Origin of the sequence: Iodobacter ciconiae, assembly GCF_003952345.1 — a bacterium.
Classification (GTDB): Bacteria; Pseudomonadota; Gammaproteobacteria; order Burkholderiales; family Chitinibacteraceae; genus Iodobacter; species Iodobacter ciconiae.
Genome location: NZ_CP034433.1, coordinates 1,482,888 through 1,509,636, shown reverse-complemented (window position 1 = coordinate 1,509,636; position 26,749 = coordinate 1,482,888). Strand labels below are relative to the sequence as shown.

Sequence of the window (26,749 nt, the reverse complement as noted above, 5' to 3'; positions counted from 1 at the left end):
TCCGCCTTAAATGATCATAAAGTAATATGCGTCAGATTGAAGATACTAAAACGGCTGAATTGCCTGGCATGCCTACGGCAAAAAGGCGTGGCCGCCCTCCCCTCGGGGAGCGTGCCATGACGGCGGCCGAGCGCCAGAGGGCCAGCAGAAAAGCTCGTTTCCAAGCGGGCTTGAAAAATATGAGTTTAACGACACCTGTACAGTTTAATGCAATGGTAGATATTGCGACACGCGAAAAGCTAAAGCGCCTGGCAACCGAAGAAGGCCTAACAATGGGCCAATTACTGGATCGCCTTATTGAACAGCTTTGAGTATTAATGATGACCTGGAATAAAAAAAAGACACCACTCGGTGTCTTTTTTCATAAAAAACATAACCTTTTATGCAGATGCTTTTTTAGCTGCAACTACTTTTACGCCCGCTTCAGCTGCATTTACTGTTGCGTTTACTAATTCGGAAGCAATTTTTTGGCTTGTTTTAGATACTGCATCATAAGTGTGACTTGCAGTTTCAACAACATTACGCATTGCATTCACGGCAACACCTGAACCTGCCGGTGCGTTTTCAGTTGCTTTTTCTAAAGTGGCCAACAAGTTTTTGTTAAATTCCAGTACTTGCTCTTCGATCAGGCTGTTTAATTCTTGCTGAGTTGCACTGGCCGCATCAAATACATTACGCGCAACGGTAAGGCTTTTTTCTACCGAGGGCTGTGCCAGCTGGCGCTGAAATGCAACCAGGCCCTGAACATCTTTAACACCGGCTAATGTTTTTGTTGTTTCTGCATTTTCAGCAATTAAATCGCGTGTAATGCCAATTTGTAGATTCACCAAACGCTCTACGCTACTTAGTGCAATGTTTGTCAGGCGCAGGGATTTTTCCAGGTGAGCCTGACCAAAATCAGCAAATTGCTTAGGGTTAAATTGTGGGGCTTTAAACAGATCTTTGAACTGGTCGTTAAACATAGTAATTTCTCCGGTTGTGCAGTGCAACAATGTAATTCATTATGAACGCATGCTTCCCGTGAGTCAAATTATTTTGTGCAGTGCAGCAAAATATTTTTTTCCATTGTTAAACCTACCTTAAGCCCTTGTGTCTACAACACTTCCAAGGCCTGCCGGATTGTTATATTTGGGCGCGGGCACTGCTTCAAGCAGGCTCAGTGCTGATTTGGCCTGCATGTCCATTGATTTCTTAGCCATCAACAGCGCTGCGGCACTTTGCACGCCCGCCCCTCCCGTCGCATTAATTGCCAAAACATCCATACATCACCTCACAGCAAGAAGTTATATGCTCTGACTACTTTTACCAGTCTGGCGCAGAGTCAAACACTAGCTTCATTCTAGCATCAGGCACAACAGCGCGCTGTATAGAAATAATCTGCGTGATGTTTCCTGTAGCTCAAAGTGTGATGAGTGATAAAATGCCGCAATGAATTCGCCCTCCTTTATCCATTTACGCCTCCATTCCGAGTTTTCAGTCACCGACGGCATTGTTCGTCTGGATGATGCCGTCAAAGCCGCAAAATCCGGCGGCATGCCTGCGCTTGGTGTTTCGGATTTAATGAATCTCTTTGGAATGGTAAAACACTACAAAGCCTGCCGCGAAGCGGGAATCAAGCCTATTGTTGGTATTGATGCCTGGGTTGAAAACCCGGAAGACAGAGATATCCCTTTCCGTATTTTACTTATTTGCAAAAGCCGGGCCGGTTATGGACGGCTATGCGATCTATTATCAAATGCTTTTCGCAATAACCAGTACCGTGGCCGGGCTGAGCTAAAAAAAGAATGGCTTACCGAAGGAAACAATAGCGAACTTATTTGCCTGTCTGGTGCAGGACTGGGTGAAATTGGCCAGCTACTCATTGGCGGGCAATATGATGCAGCTTTAGCCGCAACCCGCTGGTGGGCTGATACTTTTCCCGATCGTTTTTACCTGGAGCTGCAACGCACGGGTTTTCCTACTTGCGAGCCCAGCGTACAAGGCCATCTTGATTTAGCTTCCGATCTTGATTTGCCCGTCGTGGCAACGCACCCGGTGCAGTTTATGGACAGGGATGATTACAAGGCGCATGAGGCACGCGTTTGTATTGCAGAAGGCACGATGGTTTCGGATAAACGCCGTCCTCGCCTGTTTACCGAAGAGCAATATTTTAAATCTGCCAGCGAGATGGCAAAACTATTTGCCGACGTACCCGAAGCGCTTGCCAATAGTGTTGCTATTGCCGAGCGATGCAATCTATCTGTGACGCTTGGTAAAAACTATTTACCTGATTTTCCTACGCCCGATGGCATGACGCTTGATGATTTCCTGGTTTTTGAGGCCAAACGTGGCCTGGAAACCCGCTTGCAGCTGCTTTATCCAGATGAAGCCAAGCGTGATGCAGAGCGCCCGCGTTATTTGGACCGCCTCAAATTTGAAACCGACACCATTGTGCAAATGGGCTTTCCCGGGTATTTCCTGATTGTTGCCGACTTTATTATCTGGGCAAAGCATAATGGCTGTCCTGTAGGGCCGGGCCGCGGCTCGGGTGCAGGCTCGCTGGTGGCGTATAGCCTTGGCATTACCGATATAGATCCAACAGCCTATGCACTGCTGTTTGAGCGCTTTCTAAACCCAGAACGCGTCTCCATGCCCGACTTTGATATCGATTTTTGCCAGGAAAACCGCTGGCGCGTGATCGAGTATGTGCGTGAAAAATATGGCGCAGAAGCCGTCAGCCAGATTGCCACTTTCGGCACGATGGCAGCCAAAGCGGTGGTGCGTGATGTAGGCCGCGTGCTTGACTTGCCGTACATGTTTTGTGATGGCCTATCCAAACTCATTCCCGCTGCACCAGGCAAGCAGTACAGCCTGGACGATGCACTGGAAATGGAACCCATTTTAAAACAGCGGGTTGAAACCGAAGACGAGGTTAAAGAGCTGTGGGTGCTGGCTAAAAAGCTGGAAGGTCTGACGCGTAATATCGGTATGCACGCCGGCGGCGTTTTGATTGCACCTGGCAAAATCACGGATTTTTGCCCTATTTATCTAGCTTCTGGTGCAGACTCCTCGCCCGTTTCCATGCTGGATAAGGATGACGTTGAAAAAATTGGCCTGGTTAAGTTCGATTTTTTAGGGCTGCGCAACTTAACCATTATCGAGCTGGCGCTAAGCTATATCCACGACATGGAAGGCAGCGCACCCGATTTGATGTTACTGGGCTTTGAAGATCAGGCAGCTTATAAAGTATTCCGAGATGCCAATACCACCGCCGTATTTCAGGTGGAATCGGATGGAATGAAGCGACTGCTGGCCAAACTAAAGCCCGATCGCTTTGAAGATATTATTGCGGTCTTAGCGCTTTACCGCCCAGGGCCACTGGGGTCCGGGATGGTGGACACCTTTATTAATCGTAAAAATAAACTGGAAGAAGTCGATTATTTTCACCCAGACCTGACCGCCTGCCTCGATCCCACCTATGGGGTGATCGTATATCAGGAGCAGGTGATGCAGATTTCCCAGATTATCGGTGGCTATACACTAGGTGGTGCGGATATGCTGCGCCGCGCCATGGGTAAGAAAAAACCAGAGGAAATGGCCGAGCACCGGGAAAAAATCGCCCAGGGCGCTGCACTTAAAGGCTACGATCCGAAGCTTGCCGAGCAACTTTTTGACCTGATGGCCAAATTTGCCGAATATGGTTTTAATAAATCACATACGGCGGCCTACGCAGTTGTTTCCTATCACACGGCCTGGCTGAAAGCGCACCATTGTGCTGCTTTTATGGCGGCCACGATGAGCTCGGAGCTCGATAACACCGATCAGCTAAAAGTTTTTTATGACGATAGCGTTGAAACAAATAAACTTATTTTATTGCCGCCTGATGTAAACCAAAGCTTTTACAGATTTGTACCGGTTTCCCGTAAGGAAATCCGTTACGCCTTGGGCGCAATTAAAGGTGTCGGTGAATCTGCGGTACAAATGATTGTTCGCGAACGTGAAACAAACGGCCCTTTCACCGATTTATACGATTTTTGCCGCCGAACTGAAAAACGTGAAGTTAATAAACGCACATTGGAAGCTTTGATTCGTGCAGGTGCTTTTGATCAGCTGGACTCTCACCGTGCGCGGCTTTTAGCCAATGTTGAACAAGCGATGGCACTGGCAGAAAGTGAGGCGGCTAATAAAAATCAATCCAGCCTGTTTGATATGCTGGAAGCGGTTGATGTTCCGCAAGTCGCTATCATTGAAGTGCCTGAGTGGGATGAGCGGGTTAAGCTGGCCGAAGAAAAAAATGCGGTGGGTTTTTATATTTCCGGCCACCCGTTCGATGCCCATGCCAAGGGAATTCGTCAGTTTATTAAATCTTCCCTGGAGCGGCTGGAGCCTAGTCGTACTCCACAAATGATTGCCGGTATCGTGAGCGGCTTACGGATCAAAAACGGAGACCGGGGCCGTATGGCCTTTGTGACACTGGATGATGGCAAATCACGCCGGGATGTAACAGTCTATTCTGAAGTATTTGAAGCCAATCGGAACAAAATCAAAGAAGACATACTTTTGGTGATTGAGGGCAAGATTTCTGAAGATAGATTTTCAGGTGGCTTACGAATTATTGCAGATACCATCTATGATGTCGCTGAAGCACGCAGCCGTTTTGCCCGCAGTATGACTTTAAGCATGCGCCAAGGAATGGATACCCAGAGACTAAAAAGCTTACTTTTACCTCACCGGGGCGGTGAATGTCCAATTGAGGTTGAGTATCAAAATGCCGATGCAGTATGCACTCTTTCTTTAGGCGAAAGCTGGAGAATTACATTACATGATGAGCTACTGGCGGAACTAAAAAACTGGTTAGGAAGCGAATGTGTTTCAGTTAAGTTTTAGTTAAGTTTTTAACAACTACTGAAATACCTGATTACAAGCACCCTAAAGAAAGCACAGCATCTATATTAAGCTCATTAGTTTTTGACAAGGGATACAAATATGGACGAAGAAATTCGCAAGAAAGCCCTCGAATATCACCGCTTTCCAAAGCCAGGTAAAATTCAGGTCTCGCCGACCAAGGCTTTATCTAGTCAGCGTGATCTGGCGCTGGCCTACTCCCCGGGCGTTGCAGCTGCATGCGATGCTATCGTTGAAGACCCTAGCGAAGCACGCAATCTTACTGCGCGTGGCAACTTGGTTGCAGTTATTACCAATGGCACAGCTGTACTCGGCCTGGGTGATATTGGCCCATTAGCAAGCAAACCCGTCATGGAAGGCAAAGGCGTATTATTTAAGAAATTTGCGGGCATTGATGTATTCGACATTGAAATTGAAGAGAAAGACCCGGAAAAGCTAGTTGAAATCATTGCCTCGCTAGAGCCTACTTTCGGAGGCATTAACCTGGAAGACATTAAAGCACCAGAATGCTTCTACGTTGAAAAAATGCTGCGTGAACGGATGAAAATCCCGGTATTTCATGACGACCAGCATGGTACTGCGATTATTGTAGGGGCCGCCGTTAAAAACGGCTTGCGCCTGATTGGTAAAAAAATTGATGAAGTAAAACTGGTAGCTTCAGGTGCAGGCGCTGCTGCCATCGCCTGCCTGGATTTACTGGTTTCCTTAGGTATAAAACGTGAAAACGTTACAGTGTGCGACTCAAAAGGTGTCATCTATGTAGGCCGTGGCCCGCTGGATGAAACAAAACAGCGCTACGCACAAAATACCGAATCCCGCACTCTGAAAGATGCCCTTGCCGGTGCAGATATTTTCCTGGGCTTGTCAGGAGCAGGTTTGGTTACGGGTGACATGATTCAACTGATGTCGGCGACCCCGCTGATTTTAGCGCTGGCAAATCCGGACCCGGAAATCACCCCGCCGGACGCACGGGCTGCCCGCAGTGATGCAATTGTGTGCACCGGGCGCTCGGATTACCCAAATCAGGTTAATAACGTACTTTGCTTCCCGTTTATTTTCCGTGGAGCGCTTGATGTTGGCGCAACCACCATTAACGAAGCAATGAAACATGCAGCAGTCAATGCCATTGCAGAATTGGCTCATGCCGAGCAATCTGATGTAGTGGCCGATGCTTATAGCGGTCAAAACTTAAGCTTTGGTGTTGATTACCTGATTCCAAAACCGTTTGACCCGCGCCTGATTATTAAAATTGCCCCTGCTGTCGCACGTGCGGCAATGGAATCAGGTGTTGCTACCCGGCCGATAGAAGACTGGGATGTATATATCGAAGAGCTGACGCAATTCGTATATAAATCAAATTTATTTATGCGTCCGGTATTTACTGCTGCAAAAAAAGCCAATAAACGGGTGATTTTCTGCGAAGGCGAAGACGAGCGTGTCCTGCATGCTGTGCAAGAAGTGGTTGACATGGGGATTTGCCAACCAATTATTGTTGGCCGCCCCGCCATTATTGAAAAGCGCATTGAAAAACTGGGCTTACGAATTAAAGCAGGTGTGGATTTCCAATTATGCAATCAGGAAGACGATCCACGTTATCGCGAATACTGGATGCAATACCACGAGATCATGAAGCGTCGTGGTGTGGCTGAAGAGCTTGCAAAAGCCGAAGTGCGTCGTAAAACTACTTTAATTGGCGCGCTGATGCTTCAGCGTGGCGAAGCTGATGCCATGATTTGTGGCACTTATGGCCAGTATCAACGCCATCACTGGTATGTCAGCAATGTACTGGGGCTGCAAAAAGGTGCAAAAGTAACGGCAGCAATGAATGCTTTGCTGCTGCCAACAGGTAATGTATTCATTACCGATACTTACGTTAACCAGGATCCAAACCCGGAAGAGCTGGCCGAAATCACCATGATGGCGGCAGATACTGTACGTAAGTTTGGCATTCAGCCCAAAGTGGCGCTACTGAGTCATTCCAGTTTTGGCAGCATGGACACGCCTTCTGCCCGTAAAATGCGTGCCACTTTAGCTATCTTGCGCGAGCGTGCGCCTGATCTTGAGGTGGATGGTGAAATGCATGGTGATGCAGCCCTATCGGCCACGGTACGTCAGCAGGTGTTTCCAACATCGACTCTGAAGGGGGAGGCTAATCTGTTAATTATGCCGAATCTGGATTCCGCAAATATCTCATTTAATTTATTAAAAATGACCTGCGGTGACGGAGTAACCATCGGGCCGATGCTAATGGGCCTGGCAGCTCCTGTACATATTCTGACACCTACGGCATCGGTGCGCCGTATCGTTAATATGGCAGCCTTAGCAGCAGTAGAAGCAGCATCAAAAGGCTAAAAATGCTGTGAAGCCCGACATCAGACAAAAGCATACGTGCCCTTTTGCCTTGATGTTCGGGCTTTTTTATTTTTCACAAAAGGGAACAATATGAGTGAATACAATTCCAATGATCCATTCGGTTTATTTTCCCAATTTTTCAAACCGACGGCAGGAAATCCTTTTACCCCGCCCATGACGATTGAAGAAATAGATCGTAAAATCGCAGAATGCCGTACTGTGGAGCAGTGGCTTTCTATGCAGATAGGCATGCTGCAAGTAACGGTTAAAACGTTAGAAATGCAAAAAGCAGGGATTGCTGCTTTTAAGCAAGGACTTGACCCAAAGGCCCCATGATTTATACCCGCTCTGCCCGCTCACTCAGCCTCGCCGCTTTTGCTGCGGGGCTTTTGGCTGCCTGCGCTACGCCAACATTACAAACGCCGGCCACAGGCCCGGCTCCCGCAGAAACACCGATTCAATCACCCTATCAGCAAAGCTCATGGTCAGCCCTCCCGAGCTGGCCGGGAGATGATTTGGCAACGAGCTTCAATACATGGAAGAAATCCTGCGCTAAATTACGAAGCGAGCCATGGCTGAAGCTTTGCAAAGAGGCGGGTGATATTACCGCGCAAAATGCACAAGCGTTTATCGAATCAAACTTTACCCCCTATCAGCTTACTAATTCGGATGGCAGCCAGACAGGCTTAATTACAGGTTATTACGAACCAGTTTATTCTGGCAGCACACAGAAATCGAGCCAGGCCATCTACCCCGTTTATGCTCCGCCTAAAGATATGATTACGGTCGAGCTAGCCGAACTTTATCCGGAATTAAAGGGCAAACGTGTACGAGGCCGGCTAGTTGGCAATAAGCTGCTGCCCTATTTTAGCCATGGCGATATTGCCAAGAAGAATCTGGATGCTCCTATACTGGCCTGGCTGGAAAGCCCGATGGATGTACAGTTTTTACAAATTCAAGGCTCTGGACGGGTTCGTTTAAAAGATGGCAAAGAGCTCAGACTAGGTTATGCAGATCAAAATGGTCATCCTTACAGGCCTATTGGGCGCTGGCTCGTCGAGCAAGGCGAGTTAAACGCTGCCGATGTTTCAATGCAAAGCATCAGAAGCTGGGCGGATGCCCATCCTGATCACATCGACGATCTGCTAACTAGCAACCCGAGCTATGTGTTTTTTCGTACCTTACCTCCATCCGGTGACGGCCCTGTCGGCGCACAAAATATTCCGCTGACCGCCGGTTTTAGCATTGCTGTCGATAAAAGAATCATTCCTCTTGGCAGCATGAGTTTTATTGCAACAGACCGGCCAGATAACGGCGGGGGAATCCATCGTTTGGTGGCGGCACAAGATACAGGTGGAGCAATTCACGGCACCATACGGGCAGATTTCTTTTGGGGAACAGGAGATGCGGCTGGAGAATTGGCTGGAAAAATGAAACAAAGCGGCCAGCTTTGGCTTATTTGGCCCAACGGGCAGGCATTACCTAAAGGAGATTGATTGCCTGCTATTTGGATAAAAAATACGCATAAGAAGGGCCGCAATTTTACTGCCCTTCTTATCTATGGCCTAGGGTCTGTTGACGTTTCAAGCTAAAGTCATGCAATGACGGATGCAAACCCGCAGAATTCAGGTTCCTACACCATTTCCCCTACAGGTTTGCGATGCCCCGATTAATGCTCAGTAACGAGCTTTGGTCGAAGCTAGAAAAGATTCTGCTTCAACACACCATTTACAACAAGCCTGATTTACGAATTACCGTCGAAGGAATGTTTTACCGCATGCGCGTTGGCTGCCCGTGGCGGGATTTACCCAGCGCCTTTGGTGAATGGAATTCAGTCTATAAACGCTTTAATGCTTGGTCTGTAGCTGGGAAATGGCTCAATATTTTCAAAGCCTTACTGATCGACCCCGATTTTGAATGGGTATTCATTGATGGTAGCTATGCCAAGGCGCATCAACACAGCGCCGGGGCGGCCAGCGATCAATCTGAAGCGATTGGCAAAAGCCGTGCAGGGAACACCAGCAAAATTCATTTGGCGGTAGATGCTTATGGTTTGCCGATTGCCTTCGAAATTACCGGAGGCGAGATTAATGATTGTACTGCCGCCCCAGAGCTGATTGCCCAACTGCCTTCAGCCGAAGTGATCATCGCAGATAAGGGGTACGATAGTGAGTACCTTCGAGGGCTGATTTCTGCGCAGGGTGCGCGATCAGTGATTCCCAGAAAACGTAATTCAATCAAAGGGAATGTGGATCTAGATCGTGGGCTGTATTGCTATCGACATTTGGTCGAGAATGCTTTTGCGCGATTGAAGCATTACCGCGCAGTGGCATTCCGATATGACAAGTTGAAGCGAAATTATGAAAGTGTCATAGCCATGGCGTGCGCATTTTTATGGCTACCGATGTGAAACGTCAACAGACCCTAGCGAATGGCACTACCTAATTCCCTGCGTAAAAACGCATGAAAATGGCGCATGCCCTCCTCCATCGGGTTTTGATACGGTCCCGTTTCATTACGTCCAGCAGCATAAAGTGCGCTACGGCCAGCCTCCATTCTGCGGATGATATCCTGATCCTCAATAGCTGTTTCAGCATAAGCTGCCTGCTCTGCCGCTAGTAATTCAGGCTCAAACCACGCTATATCTTCCGGATAATAAAATTCAACCACGTTTTTATAACTACGTGGCCCGGTTGGAATAATGGTTGAAATCACCAGTGTATGCGGATACCACTCCACCATAATATTGGGATAATAGGTTAGCCAGATTGCACCATGCTTTGGCGCTTTGCCTTTGCCATAGCGCATTAATTCCGCATGCCAGTCTGCATAAACCTTTGAGCCGGGCTTAGCTAATTCATTGTGTATGCCCACCGTTTGTACTGAATACCAGTCACCAAACTCCCAAGCCAAATCAGCACATTCAACAAAACGCCCAAGGCCTGGATGAAAAGGATCAACGTGGTAATCCTCTAAATAAACTTCAATAAATGTTTTCCAGTTACCTTCATATTCATCAACCACTACGCTGTGAAATACGTATTTAGAAAAATCCAGATCTTTAGCGACTCCTAGATTTTTTAAATCACCTTCAATATCACGGCCTGATTCAAACAATAATCCATTCCAGACTTGTAAAGGCGTATTGGGTAAATGCAGGCAAGGATTTTTTTTGAAATGTGGCGCACCCAATAGCGTGCCTTTTGCATCGTAGGTCCAGCGATGAACAGGGCAAACTGTATGCGTTTGATTGCCGCGCCCTTCCAGCATCAAAGCCTGGCGGTGGCGACATATATTGGAAAGCAGACCCACACCCTCTTCGCTACGCTTTAAATACCGCGCGCCCTTATCTGCTTCAAGCACATGATAATCGCCAACTTGCGGCACCATCAATTCATGGCCGATATAACGCGGGCCATGAGCAAATAAACGGGTTTGTTCCAGCTGATAAAGTTGCTCATCAAAATAAGCATTTACCGGTAATTGTAAATCGATTTTGTCTTGCACAACGGCAATGTTTGCCTGATTAAACATATCCCACACCCCCAAGAAGGTCTAAGAGGTCTTGCCACTACCGCTGCATCCACAGCGAACATCAGATGGGTGGGCAAGCCATCAATAAAAAAGCCGGGCATGGTGCCCGACTCGCAAAGGATCGTGATTTTCGCCGAAACAAGCCACTTTAGGCAAGTTATCTGGCGAAATCACCCAAAAAACCACTACCTGGCGTGGCAAGTGGTGGTATTGACTTACTTCACATCTGCTGCAATATCGCTATAACGCTTGATTTGATCAAAATTCAGGTAGCGGTACACCTCACCCGATTTCTGCTCAAGGATCCCAATATTTGCAAGGTATTCGGCATGTGTTGGAATCTTACCCAGCATTGCACAAACCGAAGCCAGCTCGGCCGAGCCCAGATAAACGCGGGTATCAATCCCTAAGCGATTCGGAAAGTTACGAGTCGATGTTGAAAACGCGGTCGAGCCTTTACGTACTTGCGCCTGATTGCCCATACACAGCGAGCAGCCCGGCATTTCCATACGTGCGCCAGTACGGCCTAATACACCGTAATGACCTTCTTCTGTCAGCTGCTGCGCATCCATTTTGGTAGGCGGCGCAATCCACAGGCGTACCGGAATATCACTCTTGCCTTCAAGCAGTTTAGATGCAGCACGGAAATGACCGATATTGGTCATGCAAGAACCGATAAACACTTCATCGATGGTGTCCCCAGCCACTTCAGACAAGAACTTCACATCATCCGGATCATTCGGGCAGGCTACAATTGGCTCTTTAATATCGGCCAGATCGATTTCAATAATCGTGGCATATTCAGCATCTGCATCCGGCTGCATCAGCACCGGATTAGCCAGCCATTCTTCCATCGCGGCAATACGGCGCGCCAGAGTGCGGGCATCTGCATAGCCTTCAGCAATCATCCATTTCATCAGAGTGATATTGGATGTTAGATATTCAGCAATCGGCTCTTTATCCAACTGCACTGAACAACCAGCGGCCGAACGCTCGGCAGACGCATCGGACAGCTCGAATGCTTGCTCAACTTTTAACTTTGGCAAGCCTTCGATTTCGAGAATGCGGCCAGAGAAAATATTTTTCTTGCCCTTTTTCTCGACCGTCAGCATGCCTTGCTTGATAGCATAAAGCGGAATAGCGTTCACCAGATCACGCAGCGTGATGCCAGGCTGCATTTCGCCTTTAAAACGTACCAGTACAGATTCGGGCATATCCAGCGGCATTACGCCGGTTGCTGCAGCAAAAGCCACGAGGCCGGAGCCTGCCGGAAAAGAAATACCGATCGGAAAGCGGGTATGGCTGTCTCCTCCTGTGCCAACAGTATCCGGCAGCAGCAAGCGATTTAACCATGAGTGAATCACACCATCACCCGGGCGCAGCGATACACCGCCACGGGTTGAGATAAATTCTGGCAATTCGTGATGCATTTTCACATCCACAGGCTTTGGATAAGCTGCGGTGTGGCAGAACGACTGCATGACCAGATCAGCAGAAAAACCAAGGCATGCCAGATCTTTTAGCTCATCACGGGTCATCGGGCCGGTGGTGTCTTGCGAGCCAACCGAAGTCATACGTGGCTCGCAATAGGTCTCCGGGCGAACACCTGTTACGCCACAGGCTTTACCAACCATTTTCTGTGCCAGGCTGAACCCTTTGCCTGAATCAACAGGAGCTACCGGGCGCTTGAACACCGTAGATGGTACCAAGCCCAGGGCTTCACGTGCTTTATCGGTTAAACCACGACCAATAATCAAAGGAATGCGGCCACCTGCACGGACTTCATCCAGTAATACATCTGTTTTCAGGCTGAATGTTGAAACAACCTCTCCGTTTTTCTCAACTTTACCTTCCAGCGGATAAACATCAATCACGTCGCCGGTTTCCATGGCAGAAACATCTACTTCAATCGGCAGAGCACCCGCGTCTTCCATCGTATTAAAGAAGATAGGCGCAATTTTTGTACCCAGACAAAAACCACCAAAACGTTTGTTTGGCACATAAGGAATATCATCACCGGTAAACCACAGTACCGAATTGGTTGCAGATTTACGTGAAGACCCCGTCCCGACCACGTCGCCAACATAAGCGATTTTGTGGCCCTTGGCTTTAAGTGCATCCAGCTGTTTAATCGGGCCCACGCTGCCCGGCTGATCTGCCTCAATACCCGGACGCGGGTTTTTTAGCATTGCAAGCGCGTGAAGCGGGATATCCGGACGTGACCAGGCATCTGGTGCAGGCGACAGATCATCGGTATTAGTTTCACCGGAAACTTTGAATACCGTCAGAGTTACTTTCTCAGGCACAGCCGGGCGACTGGTAAACCATTCTGCATCTGCCCAGGATTGCAAAACCTGCTTGGCAAAAGCATTACCTGCATCCGCCTTACTCTTAACGTCATGAAAGGCATCAAACATTAATAATGTTTTGGATAGCGCAGCGGCAGCAATGGCGGCAACTGCTGCGTCGTCGAGCAAATCGACCAGCGGCGCAATATTAAAGCCACCTAACATCGTGCCCAGTAATTCGGTTGCCTGAGCGCGGCTGATCAAACGGCATACTTCCGTACCGTGAGCAACCGCTGCTAAATAAGAGGCTTTTACTTTAGCGGCGTTATCAACACCGGCAGGAACGCGATAAGTAATCAGATCGACAAGAAAGGCCTCTTCACCCTGAGGCGGATTTTTCAACAGTTCAATTAAATCGGTGGTCTGCGAAACATTCAGTGGAAGCGCTGGAATACCCTGTGCTGCGCGCTCTGCAACATGCTGACGATAGACTTCTAGCACGGTTGGACCTTTCAAGTGATGATGGGAGAGTGTCTGGAAAACTGCAGACAGTGACATTTTACCTGTCTGGCTTTTAGATGTGAATCAAAGTGTAACGACTTTTACCTCACTACAATATAACGCGCCGTTATGGCGCTCTGCCATTTGACAGATGAGCCAAGGAAGCTAAGCCGATTTAGCTTGCGTTTTCGTTTGTCTATGGGTATGATCCGCAACCTTCTTTGTGCTTTGCACAAACTCCCATCGTACCCTGACCTTCCCCCGCCTGTGCTGTATGAGATGCGGATTGACCGGTTAGCGTCGATGTAACGCTGACGGCCGATTTCCGTATTTAATTCCGGAATGCGCCCGTCTTCCCGCTCGCCGGGATATATTCAAAGGAATATTCATGCCACATCGCGACACTCATTCTGATTCCCATGTTAATGCTTTTGCCGAAATGGGCCTTGCCACTGAACTGGTGCAAGAGCTAACTAAACTGGGCATCACCAGCCCTACCCCAGTACAAGCTGCTGCAATTCCACAATTGATGGCTGGCCATGATGTGATGGCTTCTGCGCAAACGGGTACAGGTAAGACTGCAGCATTTTTGCTGCCAGCACTGCATAAATTATTTAAACCTGCCAAACACAATGCCCGCGGCCCACGCGTTCTGGTTCTTACCCCGACTCGTGAACTGGCCGAGCAAGTTGCTAAAGTGGCTACAGATTACTGCAAACTGATCCCTCGTTGCAAGGTTGCTTGCGTGGTAGGTGGTGTTCCTTATCCTGTTCAAAACCGCATGCTGGCACAACCTTACGAAGTTCTGGTTGCAACACCAGGTCGTTTATCCGACCTGATGCGCGGTGGTCGTATTGATTTTGGCCGCCTGGATATGCTGGTTCTGGACGAAGCAGACCGCATGCTGGACATGGGTTTTATTGATGAAGTTGAAGCCATTGTTTCTGCCATGCCTAAAGATCGTCAAACTGCCCTGTTCTCTGCAACACTTTCAGAAACTGTTCAGCGTTTTGCCGGCCCGATGCTGCGTGATCCACGTCTGGTGGAAATGGAAGTTACAGTTAATGCCCAGCCGCAAATCGAGCAGGCAGTTCATTATGCCGACGGTTATGAACACAAACAAAAACTGGTTGCTGCCTTGCTAAAAGAAGCCAGTGAAACACAATCAATCGTGTTTACGGCAACTAAAGCAGATGCAGACAATCTGGCTGAATGGCTGAAGCTTGAGGGTTTTCGCGCTGCAGCAATGCACGGTGACTTAGCTCAACGCGACCGTCGCCGCACTTTAGATCGTCTGCGCCGTGCCGAAATCGATATCCTGGTTGCCACCGACGTTGCGGCCCGCGGGATTGACGTTGCCGGCATTGGCCTGGTTCTGAACTTTGATTTACCACGCTTTGCTGAAGATTATATTCACCGTGTAGGTCGTACTGGCCGCGCGGGTCGTACCGGTAAAGCCATTTCACTGGTTACTAAAAACGACTTCATGTTATTGACACGCATTCGTCGTCGTTACAACATCGATTTCGGCACCGTATCCCTGTCAGGTCTTGAGGCTCGCTTCAAGCCAGGCCAAGGTGGCAATGGTGGCGGTTACGGTGATCGTAAGCCTTCTGGCGGCTACAAAGGCAAGCGCCCCCATGGTGGCGGTTATGCCGGCGCAAGCACCGGTGGCTATGCGGGTAATGGCGGCGGCTACGGCGACAAACGTCGCAATGAATCCCGTGGTGCAGATACTCGCGGCGCAGGCAGCGAATCACGTGAATCACGCGGCACATTTGGCGGCGGCTCACACAACCCAAACAGCAACCCGGGCAGCTTTCGCAGTGGCAGCCGTGATGGTGGCGCTCCCCGCGCAGAGCGCCCGGCTAGCAACGGCGAAACACGTCAGCGTCGCGCCAGCTGGTAATTGAGTCATCTCATGAATTTCTGGCCAATGTATGCAGGTATATAATAAGCCAGTGTTTTTAGATTAATGAACAGCCCATCCTTTACAGATGGGCTGTTTTTACTTTTGAGCTCACTTTAAAAATCAGGTATAGCGCACAATACCATCTTTACCTTTCTGGCTCCCTTGCTACATAAACGAGGCATGCACTCCTTGAAGGCACGATTTAATACAATAACAGCATCAGATTAATACATACATAAGACGAGAAAATGATTAAGCCCCCCCGTACCGTTCGCCGTAGCCGCGGCACCGCTGAAGTTGATGAATTAATCCATATTGCGAGCAGTCTTTCGATCTCCTGCACCCTTGCTGAAGATCGCTTCTGGCAAGACAAGCTAACACGGCAGATCGAAGAAATTCTTATTGATGAAGATGAAGACACGCTTAACAGCGCTCTTGACACTCTGTCTAAAACAGATCCGCAAGCATGGAACGAGCTCGCAGATATCATCGAAGCGTGCACAGAGACTCATCGTGTAACACTTGGCAAACAAGAGGGCCAGAGCGTCATGTTTGCCGTACCTCTTCTGGCCTGGTCACGCTTTAGTATTCCATCCGGGCAACTTGGAACAGAAAGGATTGAAAACTTACGCAAGCATCTAGCCGAGCAGGTTTTTGCCAAAGATACCTGCTTCTCGATAGCCGACTTTTTATTTAGTCCCGACCAGCTTCCGCAAGGCTATTGCAACACAGCCAAGCTCAGCAAAATGCTGGCCACGCTAAGTGTAGAAAACGGCACTCTCGCTTGCGAGCAGGCCAACAGCGCCGAACCCGCAGCCTTTTTAACCGATACCCGCTATTTACTCGGTGCAGTTGCCGCCCCTGCCGGACAGGCACTATTTCGCTGGCAAGAGGAAGATGGCATTCGCAAAGAGGTGCTTAGCCAGTGGCAAAAACAAGGACTTGATTCTTTGCAATCTTTATTTGCCGGTTGCGCCATGGAATCACTTACCCCTCTTTCATACTTTGCTGCATGGCGCGAATCTGACCGTGCTTCACGAGGCTACTCACTCAGAGCAACTGTTTCATTCTTGCAACTTATGCTTGATATTGAAGCATCCCAATTGACCTGCGTGATTGCAGCATGCCACGGACGCCAGCTGGAAGAATACAGAATCGGCTTCATCCGCCGAAATGAAGAGCCCATACTGCATGGCGTAGTCTGGCCACTACTGGACGGCGAAGATGAGCAGACAGATTGTGTTGCTGAGATTGAAGCCATTTTGCGCGCAGCAGGAGTGCACGATATTGTCGCCCACGAACACTCTTTTCCGATGGATCAGTGCGATGACTGCGGGAACCCGCTATTTCCGGATTTAAGTGGCGATTTACTGCATATAGAAATACCGGAGGCCAGTGACACCCTATCATCTACGCATCTGCACTAACGTTTTTTGCAGTGGCAACCCTATCGGTTTGCCACTGCAACACATATCACATGACTGAGTCCAATCGACTATAATCACCTCGCCCCCTCTAACCAAAACGACTTACCATGCAAAAGTTCAGCAATCCCACCGATATTGCTCGTGAAACACTCAAGCAGCTCACTATGCGCAGGGTGCCTCCGACACCTGACCATTACGAGTCAATTTATCATGAGATTGCAGGCACGGCAGACAACGACAAGCTTCACCCTGTTATTAAAGATTTGATCGCCAGCATGGGTGAATTTCCCCGGCAAACCCCCGAATTACAACGAAATATCGAACAGCTCTATAAACAGGCCGCCCAGTCCAGCTGGGCAAATATGCCTGCACTGATTATCCGGAGTATTGAAAGCCAGGGCGGGCAAACAGAATTAAGCCGAGGCTGGGCAGATCTGATTCGTGATTTGATTCGCCAATGGGAATTACGCAACCCTGTCTACACCCCCAGCCGCAAGCAAGAATCACTGGAAAAAGTACTCATTAATTTTGGCAGCGACGCCAACTCTCTCAATGAAAAGCTATCTGCCCTGACAAAAGCATGGTCCGGTGCAAGTGTAGAAAACAGCGAAAACCCGGACGTTCTTTCTGACTTTTCTGAACCAAGCAGCAGTAGCTCAGGCAGCAATTCAAACAGCAGCTCACCAGATCAGGATCACGCAGACTGGCACGATTGGCGTGATGCACTTATAGCCGCACTGACTGTGGGCATAGAAGGCAGGCTTTCACACAATATTGATCTGCAGGCAGAGGTAGCAAGCCTTGCTGTTGAGGTAGCTTCGGTCAGCAACAATGCCGGCACGCAAAAGCTGATGCCAAGACTACGCAAATTCTGGCTAAGGCTGGAATTACAAAATGATCAAGAAATTCGGCTCTGTGACGGCTTGATGGGCCTGCTGCGCCTGCTGACCGACAATATGGCTGAGGTCGTAATTGAAGATGAATGGGTGCGCGGACAAGTAGCAGTAGTACAGGCCATCATGGCTCAGCCCCTGGACATGAAAGTCATTTATGACGCCGAGGCAGGTTTAAAAGAAGTACTGTTTAAACAGGGGCAAATCAAGCACAACCTTGTAGAGACACAAGCCGTACTTAAAAACATGATCGCTACTTTTATTGACCGCCTGAGTGTAATGTCGGACAGTACCGATCAATACCACAGCAAAATCAGCGAATATACAGAGCAAATTCAGCAGGCAAATAACCTGAATAGCATTAAGGATGTTCTGGAATCATTACTGGGCGATACACGCAGCATGCAGCTTGATGTGCGACGTTCGCGTGATGATTTAATCGAAGCACGGGCCCAGGCAGATAATGCGCAGCGCCGGATTACCGAACTCGAACAAGAGCTCACCCAGGTGAGCCAGAAAATACGTACAGATCAGCTGACCGGGGCGCTTAATCGCCGCGGACTGGAAGAGATCTTTGATATCGAGCTAGCCAGAGCGCTGCGTAATGAAAGCCCCTTAAGCATTGGATTACTGGACATTGATAACTTCAAGAAATTAAATGACAGCCAGGGCCACGCCGCAGGCGATGCCGCGTTGGTGCATTTGGTCTCGGTCATCAAGGATCTGCTACGCCCAAGTGACTCCGTAGCTCGCTATGGTGGTGAAGAATTCGTACTGATTTTACCCGAAACGGATATTAACGAAGCAGTGAGTGTTGTACAGCGTTTGCAGCGTGAGCTAACCAAACGCTTTTTCTTAAATAATAATGAAAAATTACTCATTACATTTAGTGCAGGCATCGCACTTACATTACCGGGCGAAGTTCGTGATCAAGTCATTGAGCGTGCAGATCAGGCCATGTACCAGGCTAAAAAATTAGGCAAAAATCGCGTAGAAATTGCCGAAACACCTTCCGGCATCACCTTAAAATAAAAGACTGCCCCATAAAAAAACGCCACTGCAGCCTCTGTGGCGTTTTTTTATGAAGAAATTTTAACTTAGTCTGACAGCGGACCTTACCGAAAGGCGGGGTTAGCCATTTATAGAGGACTGGTCCGGCTTAGCTTGTGCTGCATTTTTCCAACCCCAATCCCAGCTTCTGTTACGCTATGTTCCGGCTGCGCCTGGCAGATGGCATATCGTTTATCTAATAGCGCTTTGCCCTTCCTTTGATGCCGCTGCGATTAATTTTTTGAGCGTAAATATCATTTACTTTACGGGCCGCGTTTGAATTGAAGCGATGAGTTTATCCCATAGCGCAATGGCCTCATCATCTTTAAGGCTGGGTTCATTCACCCCTCGGCTATTTTTGCTTACGCCGGTACTTAATTCCATGTCTATATATGGCCTGAACATATCTTTTGCCACGCCAATCGATTTGAATTTAAATTCATGCGTCCACGGCATGCCTTTTTCGTCAGGGGGCATCCACGATAATTGCTCCGCGCCATCCCAATCACCGATTTTACGCTCGCCTTTGCGCAAAACTTTAATTTGACTAAACAATGACGTTAACCCAAATAAACCAGCCTCTTCTTTGGCATTTTTCATTATGTTTTCGAGGCTACTTTTAGGATTTACTTTATCTTTCCGAATCGTCAAAATCGAAAATCGAACGTCTGGATATTCAGGGAAGCTAAAGCCTATCGAGGTCATTTCGTGGTATTTTCCATTAGTTTCAGGAATAAAGCCCGCTTCGATGCAAATGCCCGGAACTTCGGGGATTTCTGAATCCGCTCTCGAACGCAACAAACCTGCAATTTCCTGAAATTCAGACACTAACCCTTGGTACGCTTGTTTGTCATGCTTGAATTCTGTCTTTGAAGAACTTAAAGGAGCGCCACTGGCTTTTTGTACAAATCCCGAATCACCCAATCGAATAAATGAATGAATTTGCACGCCTAAATTAGAAGTGTAATCTTCATACCCTAAGACAATCTTACTGTCTTTGTTTGGCCCATCAAATATGCCAATAAAGGTTGATGGTTCTCGGATGTGCTTAATTGCTTTTATTTCTTCTGTTTTTTCTCGAATTTCTAAGGGCATTTTTGAACCAGCACTTGGGTATGACGTTATTTTATAATTAACACGTGTCTCCCCCACGAAACTACCGCCGTTACTGGTGCATTAATAATAAATCGACCGAAACATACTGGTTTTGTCTGTTTAAACAATGCTTCAATTTTAGAGTTGTTCTGCTTCATTTTATAACCTTTATCTGCAAATGATGGTGTACTGGCAACAATTCCAATAATTAGTAAACCAAGGTAATTCTTTGCCCAATGATTAACATTAATCATACTGACCACTCCATTTTTTGTGCAATGCGAATAATAGAATGGATTGTTGAGGAAACTGCGTTTATATTTTTATAACTATCTTGATGCTCGTAGCCTGTTTGCCTAAAAATTGCCTTAAATGTAGGACTATTGCAATTTAACTGGTCATCAGCCGAGTAAGCGGGCACGGTTTCATCCCCGGGGTCTTTCGGATCGAGAATGCGCGCTTTAATAATTTGGCCAGTCTTTTTATTTTTTAACTTCAACGTCCCCGTTTCGTTATCGCTATCAATTTCCAGCTCATCAATATCATCATCTGTATATAACTCAGGCGTATCCAATTCCCAAACAACATCTTTAAATGCTTTGTGTTTTGGGTCATTGCCATAGTGGGCATAACTTATTTCATGATAATAAGATGCAATATCTGAATGATAGAGCTGTGCTTTAATTATTTTCTTTTGGCTCGAAACCAATCCAGCTTCATCCAATCCTGCAGGATTAAGCCAATCTTCTACCAATAAACCCCACCATTTTTCTTTTGTGCTGACCTTGTAAATCTCAGCATAGGGATCTCCTGTCTTAGGCCGACTTCCAAGGTCTATTCCGTTTTTATTAACAAACTTTAACCAGTCCTTGCCATACTCTTCGTTCGGCGCAAGTTCCAATCCTCCCTGAGCATTGGCTAAAACAGCAGTAACGTTTGGACCTTTATGCCCCAATACACGGGAGACAATCCCGCCACTTTCCCAGCCTGCCCGCATCCGGCGATAGGCGGCAGCAGCGCCCAAGGCTGGCATTACGCCATGCACGATCCCAAGCACTTTATCGTTCAGCTTGCCATGGGCCGGATGACAAATAGCACGGGCAACTAAACCGCCCATAGAGTGGGTAACCAGGATGACTTTTTCGCACTTCTTGCCTTGAGCCTTATAGCCCTCGATTAGCTTATCAATCCGTTCTGCTAATTTCTTGCCAGAGATCCCATTTGATTCCAGCCAGTTATAGCCAAAGGCATGAACAGGAAAGTAGCAATTAGTCATCACTTGTTTCAATTCATCTTCAGTGATTTTTGTGAGTGTGTATTTTTTATCCAGCTCCCAGTTAGCAGGGTCTCCCTCAACGATTTTTTTGCCTTCGGGGCTAAGTTCAGCGTTAGCAAAAGCAAGGTTGAGTTGAACTTCCATGGTATTGAGTACACCACCATAGCTATCAAACATCACTTCACCCCAGCCTCGTTCACGCGCTTTTTGCGTGGCGGTTTTTTTGCTGCCGCCAATAAGCAGAGGGGAGCCTTTGGCAACGCTCACATTATTGTTCCTGTCTTCTGAAGACTCTTTGCCCTTTTTATCTTGCTTAGGGTCATAGATATCCACTTCTGTTGTACCGGGATCTAGCGCCAACTGGCGTCCTTCTGCGCCAGTAAACAGCATGCCCAGCCCCCAAGTCATCCGATCTGGGCGCCATGCAATATCACTACTTTTATTCAGCTGTTTGAGCCGATCCTCATTTTTGATTCGCAAGTTACTACCCATAATACCGGGGATAAGAATCACGGGAATAACCCGCTCCGGCAAAAATGACGCACTTTGCACTGTGTCTAAGTCTTTAGGGGTGGTAAAGCCTTCAGCATGTTGAGAGCCATCCGCATTTTGCTGGGTTGGGATAGATTGAGATATTGGCTGTGGTGTTGGCATGGTTTGGCTTTTAGTCAGTTATTCAGGGAGCAATTCGATACGATAGCGTGCAAAGCCCATTTCAGACTGGAATTGCTCCGTCTGCCCTTCGGCATTGGTTTCACCTTGCAGTACACGGCCATCTTCCATTTTTAAGCGATATTTACGGTTTTTAATTGGCTCGCCCGTGCCTACCCAATTCAGAATCGCTTTCTGATCAAATTTGGCTTTTTGCGGGGAAAAAGTGCCGGCGGGGCTGCCACCGCCCGCCCCACTCATCTCATGTTGTGCTGCTTTCTGGTTGTGAGTACCTGAGCATTGAGTGGTAATCGCTCCACCACCCATATCGATTTGCGCCCCATTGGCAATGGTTTGTACCTTGGGTGCCTGTAATACAATCTCTTCACTCGAGGTCAATACGATTTTTTTAGTTGCGGTAATGCGAATTTCGCCGTCGTGCGCTTGAATGTCGATATGCCCGCCTGCGGCAATTAATTTCATTCCCAGTTTTTGCACGAAAAAACTCAAAGAGTCTGCAACACGAACCAGCCATTTTCCGCCGATGCTGTGATTGGTGTGCTTGACGCTCACCAGATCAATATTATTACCAGCAGTGATTGTAAGGCTTTCGGGTGTAGCTGCGGCAATGCCTAGCGGGCCTGAAATCCCCACTATGGGTTTGCCTCCACCAGCGGCATTTGCCTTGCTATTACTTCCGTTTTCCCATTCTTGTACGTACTTTAATAACTCACTTTGCGCTTTGGTTTCTGTTTCATCAGCATGATGTTTAACCGACAAATCAGAGAGCGATTTTGCAATCCCGTTAGCGGCTTCAAGTTGCCCCAGGAAAATATCACGGTCCAGCTGTTTACCTCCGGCTTGACTGCGCTCTTCCGCAGAGATTAATACGCCTTGTGCCGCTCGCAATGCCATTCTGGCATCAGTGCGTAATTCTGCACCTTCGCCTCGGGCCTCACCTTTGCCATCTGTACGTGGATGGATCAAGTAGCCAAGGTTAAGCTGGGTTTTCGCATGCTCGCTACTGAGCTTGGTGCGGACCTGACCTTGGGTGTCATCAAACAACAGCTCACCGTACTGGGCGCCTTCGTGCTCTTTGGTTTTTATACCCGATAGCCTTTTATTGGCAGGCAGCGCACCCGCGCCGCTAAATGTGGCCGGTGGATGACTGCCGTTATAAACCACGCCCGTCACAATAGGCCGGTCGATATCGTTATCCAGATAGCCAACCAAAACTTCCTGGCCGATTCTGGGGATAAACTGATGGCCCCAGCTTGCACCCGCAGACGGGTAAGCCACGCGCACCCAACAGGAGGATTTATCATCCAGATTTGCACCGAAATCAGGGTGCTCATCTGCGCGCTGCCACGAAAATTGAATTTTTATCCGGCCAAGCTCATCGGTATGGACTTCTGATCCGGCAGGGCCGACCACGGTAGCTGTTTGCATCCCAAAACTGCTGGGCTTGCTGCTTTCGTCATAGCGAGGGGTGAGCGCCTGGCCCCGGCGCTGGGCGGTAAAGTCCGCCTGATAAGGCATATTTTCTGCTGCTTCTGCTGGATTTGAGCCAGCCAGCAGGCCCGGTGCAATCATCAGCAGTTGCTGGGTCAGATCAACAGGCAAATTATTATTGGCCGTAAATTTAAGCTCGGTCACTACAAACTCACGCTTTTCAGCGGCATCCCACTCGTGGGCGGGGTGATCTTCCAGGCGAAACCACTGGCCTGCCTGCAAGGATCGCAATGTGCCAGAGCCACTAAAAGATTTTTTAACCTGATCGTGCGATTGCTGGCGTAGCTGTGCGTAGTGGCTAAGGTCTTCAGAATTATTCGCATAGTAGTGCGAGAGTGAGCCGTAATCTTCAAAGCTCGACTGAATTTGCTGGCCGCCTTCACCCTGATCAATCGGGCTGTCATCAAAGCTTTGGTTAGTCTTAACGGCCTTATAATCAAAGCTGGCTAAGGCTACGCTACTGCTTCCCAGCTGACGCTGGGTGGTCCAGTCAGTGAGTGCATCATCTGTCTCTGTGGAGTCGGCCCTGTGGAACCTGACGTGCGAATCACTGGCCTCGGGGATAGCGTAAGCGTCATCAAAAATCACCAGTTGTACTTGCGGTGAATCACCGGCTAAATGGGCAAAGCGCCAGGATAAGCCTTCACGCTGCATGATTCTGCATAGAAACGCATAATCAGATTCATTTTTCTGGGTGGTATAAGATTGGAGAGGGTAATTGCCGGACAGTTTGAAATCCAGCGTTTGTACTGAGGCAAAGACGGGGTTTTTGTCCTGATGTTCGGCCAGAACCTGTTTAATCAAATCTGGTACAGATAAATCCTGAAAAACGCGAGAAGTGCGCCGGTATCTAAGCAGGGCAAAGGGCGGCTCAACAGTGAGCTTGTATTTGGCAAAGCCCCCATCAGAGCCCAATAATTGTGCCTGGGAAACCACCCCACAGCGCTCTATTACTCCCCCCGAGCATCGGTAATTGACAGTACAACCGGTAAGCCCAGTAAGGATTTAAGCTCTAAATCCACGTTTGCGGACAAGCAATTAATACTGTAAAGAAAGGGCCGGTTTAGCCCTTCCTCCCCCGTTACCTGCTGGGGCAGCAGCTGATCTCCCCATACGGCACCATCGCCAATTTGCAATGAGATCAATCGCTGATCCTGATTAAAAGCAGCAGCAAAAGAAGCAAGAGGCTGATCGGGGCGCATAGGGTATTCCACAATCTTATCAATCACTAAGATTACCCGATGTTTTGCTTGCTTGCCAAAAAAATTACAAATCCTTTGACTTATTACCTATTTTACATACTAAATTAGTAAGGATTTACACCTATAACGAAATTTTAATTTTAAATCCAATCGCCACTTTTTAAAAAAAGTGACTCAATAAATATGAGAAAAAATGTGTTGCAGCAGAACACCGTTACAGACGTTACTAAAAAACTCCGCTGGAAGGAGAAGGCCACCAATCTAAACTAATCTGAAAATCCGACCCGAATCAAAATAGGGGCAGTCAGATAGGGAGTAAGCTTTTACAGATAAAAGATAGCCCCATAAAAAACGCCACGGAGAGTAGTCTCCATGGCGTTTTTTGATTCACAGCAAAGCCTGGCAGTATTTGATACTAACTTACGTTCGCTGTATTGAATCGAACATTAACAGCAGGCTAAGCAAACAGCTCATCGGGGTGAACCACGGCCGTTCCAAGCTTTGCAACCACTACACCTGCCGCGCGATTAGACCAATCCATCGCTTCCGGCATTTCCAGGCCAGCTGCAAGCATTAAGCCCAATGTTGCAATCACGGTATCGCCTGCACCAGAGACATCAAAAACCTCATGTGCATGAGTTGGCTTATGAACAACCCCCTGCTTACGAAATAATGTCATCCCTTCCTCACTACGTGTCACCAGTAGTGCATCCAGCTCCAGAGAGGCACGCAAAGATTCTGCTTTTTTTGCCAGCTCGTCATCACTCGACCATTTTCCTGCAACCTGCTTGAACTCGCTACGATTTGGGGTAAGCAAGGTGGCGCCACGATAGCGCTCATATTCATCCCCCTTAGGGTCGACCAGCACAGTTTTCCCGGCCGCACGTGCAATTTCAATCATCATCTGTACATGGCGCAGGCCACCTTTGCCATAATCAGACAAAATAACCACGTCGACATTTGGCAAAATCGCCCTGAAATCATCTAGCTTGGCGGCTAAAACCTCATGACTGGGCTCGCTTTCAAAATCAATGCGCAGCAGCTGCTGCTGCTTTGCCAGCACCCGCAGTTTAACCGTGGTATCAATATGAGAATCACGGTGAAAATACGTATTAACCTTATCCGTAAGCAATAAATCTTCTAGGCTGCGCCCTGCCTCATCATCCCCGACAACAGCCAGCAAGTAGGCTTGCCCGCCCAAAGCCGCAATGTTTCGTGCTACATTTGCAGCTCCGCCCGCCCGCTCTTCAGTGCGGCGAATTCTTGCTACAGGCACAGGAGCCTCAGGCGAGATGCGCTCCACATCACCAAACCAATAGCGATCTAGCATCACATCACCTACAACCATGACGCGTGCCTTTGCGACGGCGCGTTGCAGCATTTTTTTACCTTCGGTAGAAAGCATCATTTACCCCGCCAAACTGGCATTGATCTCAAGTAGCGAGGCAGCAGGATCATCACTTTGAGTAATGGGGCGACCAATTACCAGATAATCAGAGCCCGCCTCAATTGCAGCCCTGGGCGTCATAATGCGGGACTGATCATTGGCAGCGCTATTAGCCGGGCGAATACCCGGGGTGACCAACGTGAATGCCGGATGAGTGAAAGATCGCACCAAAGCGGCCTCATGGGCGGAACAAACCACACCATCTAAGCCACAACCATGAGTTAACCGGGCTAACAACTCAACCTGGCTGGCTGGATCTGGCTGCCTGAGCTCAGCCAAATCTTCTGTATTCAGACTGGTTAGCACCGTAACAGCAATCAGCAAGGGCCGCTGAGGCAGTGCTTCTAAAGCATTGCGAGTCGTTTCCATCATGCGCCGCCCACCACTGGCATGGACATTTACCATCCAGACACCCAGCTCTGCGGCTGCTTTACACGCTTGCGCGACCGTATTCGGTATATCGTGAAATTTCAGATCCAGAAAAACGTCAAAACCACGGACAACCAGCTGCTCGATCAATAAAGGCCCGCAGCGGGTGAATAATTCTTTACCCACCTTTAGACGACAAAGCGCCGGGTTAACGCGATCAGCAAACGCTAAAGCTTCGGCAGCATTAGAGTAGTCAAGAGCGACGATTACTTTGGGTAAGGAAGACATACAAAATCCTGTATTTATCATTCTTTTAGGTTTTTACAATTCAATACGCACGCAGCACAATCGATCAA

20 protein-coding genes are annotated in these 26,749 nt (G+C 48.3%); 9 read left to right on the top strand and 11 right to left on the bottom strand.

The genetic code is table 11. From position 1 onward, the window contains the following. Positions 1 to 26: 26 nt before the first annotated feature. A complete protein-coding gene (locus EJO50_RS06595; protein ID WP_125972605.1) occupies positions 27 to 311 on the top strand; it encodes a RepB family protein in 285 nt (94 codons plus the stop codon). 69 nt (positions 312 to 380) lie between these two features. On the opposite strand, the gene EJO50_RS06590 is transcribed toward EJO50_RS06595, so the two are convergent. Further along, entirely contained in the window at positions 381 to 962 is a 582-nt protein-coding gene (locus tag EJO50_RS06590) for a phasin family protein (protein ID WP_125972603.1), read from the bottom strand. Between the two features lie 117 nt (positions 963 to 1,079). Beyond that, positions 1,080 to 1,262 (bottom strand): putative motility protein, encoded by a 183-nt coding sequence (locus EJO50_RS06585; protein ID WP_125972601.1) that lies wholly within the window; start codon positions 1,260 to 1,262, stop codon positions 1,080 to 1,082. A 166-nt stretch (positions 1,263 to 1,428) separates the two neighbouring features. On the opposite strand from EJO50_RS06585, the gene dnaE reads away from it, so the two are divergent. The 5 genes from dnaE (at position 1,429) to EJO50_RS06560 (ending at position 9,646) form a co-directional block, all read left to right on the top strand. Then, entirely contained in the window at positions 1,429 to 4,866 is a 3,438-nt protein-coding gene (dnaE, locus tag EJO50_RS06580; RefSeq protein ID WP_125972599.1) for a DNA polymerase III subunit alpha, read from the top strand. Positions 4,867 to 4,965: 99 nt separating this feature from the next. Continuing rightward, positions 4,966 to 7,236, top strand: a complete 2,271-nt coding sequence (locus tag EJO50_RS06575) for an NADP-dependent malic enzyme (RefSeq protein ID WP_125972597.1) — start codon at positions 4,966 to 4,968, stop codon at positions 7,234 to 7,236. 90 nt (positions 7,237 to 7,326) lie between these two features. Then, a complete protein-coding gene (locus tag EJO50_RS06570) occupies positions 7,327 to 7,572 on the top strand; it encodes a PhaM family polyhydroxyalkanoate granule multifunctional regulatory protein (RefSeq protein ID WP_125972595.1) in 246 nt (81 codons plus the stop codon). Further along, positions 7,569 to 8,732, top strand: a complete 1,164-nt coding sequence (mltA, locus tag EJO50_RS06565) for a murein transglycosylase A (protein WP_125972593.1) — start codon at positions 7,569 to 7,571, stop codon at positions 8,730 to 8,732. Before EJO50_RS06570 ends, mltA begins: the two co-directional genes overlap by 4 nt. Positions 8,733 to 8,896: 164 nt before the next feature. Further along, complete coding sequence (locus EJO50_RS06560) at positions 8,897 to 9,646, top strand: IS5 family transposase (RefSeq protein ID WP_125971449.1); 750 nt, start codon at positions 8,897 to 8,899, stop codon at positions 9,644 to 9,646. 14 nt (positions 9,647 to 9,660) lie between these two features. Here the strand turns inward: EJO50_RS06560 and EJO50_RS06555 are convergent, their stop codons facing one another. Together EJO50_RS06555 and acnB are read right to left on the bottom strand one after the other, a co-directional pair. Further along, complete coding sequence (locus EJO50_RS06555; protein ID WP_125972591.1) at positions 9,661 to 10,770, bottom strand: aromatic ring-hydroxylating oxygenase subunit alpha; 1,110 nt, start codon at positions 10,768 to 10,770, stop codon at positions 9,661 to 9,663. A 215-nt stretch (positions 10,771 to 10,985) separates the two neighbouring features. After that, entirely contained in the window at positions 10,986 to 13,559 is a 2,574-nt protein-coding gene (gene acnB, locus EJO50_RS06550) for a bifunctional aconitate hydratase 2/2-methylisocitrate dehydratase (protein ID WP_125976339.1), read from the bottom strand. Between the two features lie 388 nt (positions 13,560 to 13,947). On the opposite strand from acnB, the gene EJO50_RS06545 reads away from it, so the two are divergent. From EJO50_RS06545 to EJO50_RS06535, 3 genes are all read left to right on the top strand, one after another. Further along, positions 13,948 to 15,468 carry a DEAD/DEAH box helicase gene (locus EJO50_RS06545; protein WP_125972589.1) on the top strand — a complete coding sequence of 507 codons (1,521 nt, stop codon included), beginning with the start codon at positions 13,948 to 13,950 and terminating at the stop codon, positions 15,466 to 15,468. Positions 15,469 to 15,719: 251 nt separating this feature from the next. Then, the gene (locus EJO50_RS06540; RefSeq protein WP_125972587.1) at positions 15,720 to 16,898 is read left to right on the top strand and encodes a DUF2863 family protein; all 1,179 of its coding nucleotides are present in this window, start codon (positions 15,720 to 15,722) and stop codon (positions 16,896 to 16,898) included. Positions 16,899 to 17,005: 107 nt separating this feature from the next. Continuing rightward, the gene (locus EJO50_RS06535) at positions 17,006 to 18,823 is read left to right on the top strand and encodes a sensor domain-containing diguanylate cyclase (protein ID WP_125972585.1); all 1,818 of its coding nucleotides are present in this window, start codon (positions 17,006 to 17,008) and stop codon (positions 18,821 to 18,823) included. A 276-nt stretch (positions 18,824 to 19,099) separates the two neighbouring features. On the opposite strand, the gene EJO50_RS06530 is transcribed toward EJO50_RS06535, so the two are convergent. The 7 genes from EJO50_RS06530 to pyrF all read right to left on the bottom strand — a co-directional run bounded on the left by EJO50_RS06530 (position 19,100) and on the right by pyrF (position 26,681). Continuing rightward, positions 19,100 to 19,936, bottom strand: coding sequence for a T6SS immunity protein Tli4 family protein (locus EJO50_RS06530; protein WP_125972583.1), 837 nt, complete (start codon positions 19,934 to 19,936; stop codon positions 19,100 to 19,102). Positions 19,937 to 19,962: 26 nt separating this feature from the next. Next, positions 19,963 to 20,190, bottom strand: a complete 228-nt coding sequence (locus tag EJO50_RS06525) for a hypothetical protein (RefSeq protein WP_125972581.1) — start codon at positions 20,188 to 20,190, stop codon at positions 19,963 to 19,965. Next, positions 20,187 to 21,866, bottom strand: coding sequence for an esterase/lipase family protein (locus EJO50_RS06520; protein WP_125972579.1), 1,680 nt, complete (start codon positions 21,864 to 21,866; stop codon positions 20,187 to 20,189). The genes EJO50_RS06525 and EJO50_RS06520 overlap by 4 nt, the downstream gene beginning before the upstream one ends. An 18-nt stretch (positions 21,867 to 21,884) precedes the next feature. Beyond that, positions 21,885 to 24,311 (bottom strand): type VI secretion system Vgr family protein, encoded by a 2,427-nt coding sequence (locus EJO50_RS06515; protein ID WP_233702186.1) that lies wholly within the window; start codon positions 24,309 to 24,311, stop codon positions 21,885 to 21,887. A 14-nt stretch (positions 24,312 to 24,325) separates the two neighbouring features. Next, positions 24,326 to 24,604, bottom strand: a complete 279-nt coding sequence (locus EJO50_RS17420; RefSeq protein ID WP_233702185.1) for a hypothetical protein — start codon at positions 24,602 to 24,604, stop codon at positions 24,326 to 24,328. A 430-nt stretch (positions 24,605 to 25,034) separates the two neighbouring features. After that, positions 25,035 to 25,985 carry a D-glycero-beta-D-manno-heptose-7-phosphate kinase gene (gene rfaE1, locus EJO50_RS06510; protein ID WP_125972577.1) on the bottom strand — a complete coding sequence of 317 codons (951 nt, stop codon included), beginning with the start codon at positions 25,983 to 25,985 and terminating at the stop codon, positions 25,035 to 25,037. Continuing rightward, on the bottom strand, positions 25,986 to 26,681 hold the full coding sequence (gene pyrF, locus EJO50_RS06505; protein ID WP_125972575.1) for an orotidine-5'-phosphate decarboxylase: 696 nt from the start codon (positions 26,679 to 26,681) through the stop codon (positions 25,986 to 25,988). Positions 26,682 to 26,749: the final 68 nt, after the last annotated feature.

Coding starts and splice junctions, on each gene's coding strand:
- EJO50_RS06595 (WP_125972605.1), top strand. CDS start 27: ATGCGTCAGATTGAAGATACTAAAACGGCTGAATTGCCTGGCATGCCT.
- EJO50_RS06590 (WP_125972603.1), bottom strand. CDS start 962: ATGTTTAACGACCAGTTCAAAGATCTGTTTAAAGCCCCACAATTTAAC.
- EJO50_RS06585 (WP_125972601.1), bottom strand. CDS start 1,262: ATGGATGTTTTGGCAATTAATGCGACGGGAGGGGCGGGCGTGCAAAGT.
- dnaE (WP_125972599.1), top strand. CDS start 1,429: ATGAATTCGCCCTCCTTTATCCATTTACGCCTCCATTCCGAGTTTTCA.
- EJO50_RS06575 (WP_125972597.1), top strand. CDS start 4,966: ATGGACGAAGAAATTCGCAAGAAAGCCCTCGAATATCACCGCTTTCCA.
- EJO50_RS06570 (WP_125972595.1), top strand. CDS start 7,327: ATGAGTGAATACAATTCCAATGATCCATTCGGTTTATTTTCCCAATTT.
- mltA (WP_125972593.1), top strand. CDS start 7,569: ATGATTTATACCCGCTCTGCCCGCTCACTCAGCCTCGCCGCTTTTGCT.
- EJO50_RS06560 (WP_125971449.1), top strand. CDS start 8,897: ATGCCCCGATTAATGCTCAGTAACGAGCTTTGGTCGAAGCTAGAAAAG.
- EJO50_RS06555 (WP_125972591.1), bottom strand. CDS start 10,770: ATGTTTAATCAGGCAAACATTGCCGTTGTGCAAGACAAAATCGATTTA.
- EJO50_RS06545 (WP_125972589.1), top strand. CDS start 13,948: ATGCCACATCGCGACACTCATTCTGATTCCCATGTTAATGCTTTTGCC.
- EJO50_RS06540 (WP_125972587.1), top strand. CDS start 15,720: ATGATTAAGCCCCCCCGTACCGTTCGCCGTAGCCGCGGCACCGCTGAA.
- EJO50_RS06535 (WP_125972585.1), top strand. CDS start 17,006: ATGCAAAAGTTCAGCAATCCCACCGATATTGCTCGTGAAACACTCAAG.
- EJO50_RS06530 (WP_125972583.1), bottom strand. CDS start 19,936: ATGCCCTTAGAAATTCGAGAAAAAACAGAAGAAATAAAAGCAATTAAG.
- EJO50_RS06525 (WP_125972581.1), bottom strand. CDS start 20,190: ATGATTAATGTTAATCATTGGGCAAAGAATTACCTTGGTTTACTAATT.
- EJO50_RS06520 (WP_125972579.1), bottom strand. CDS start 21,866: ATGCCAACACCACAGCCAATATCTCAATCTATCCCAACCCAGCAAAAT.
- rfaE1 (WP_125972577.1), bottom strand. CDS start 25,985: ATGATGCTTTCTACCGAAGGTAAAAAAATGCTGCAACGCGCCGTCGCA.
- pyrF (WP_125972575.1), bottom strand. CDS start 26,681: ATGTCTTCCTTACCCAAAGTAATCGTCGCTCTTGACTACTCTAATGCT.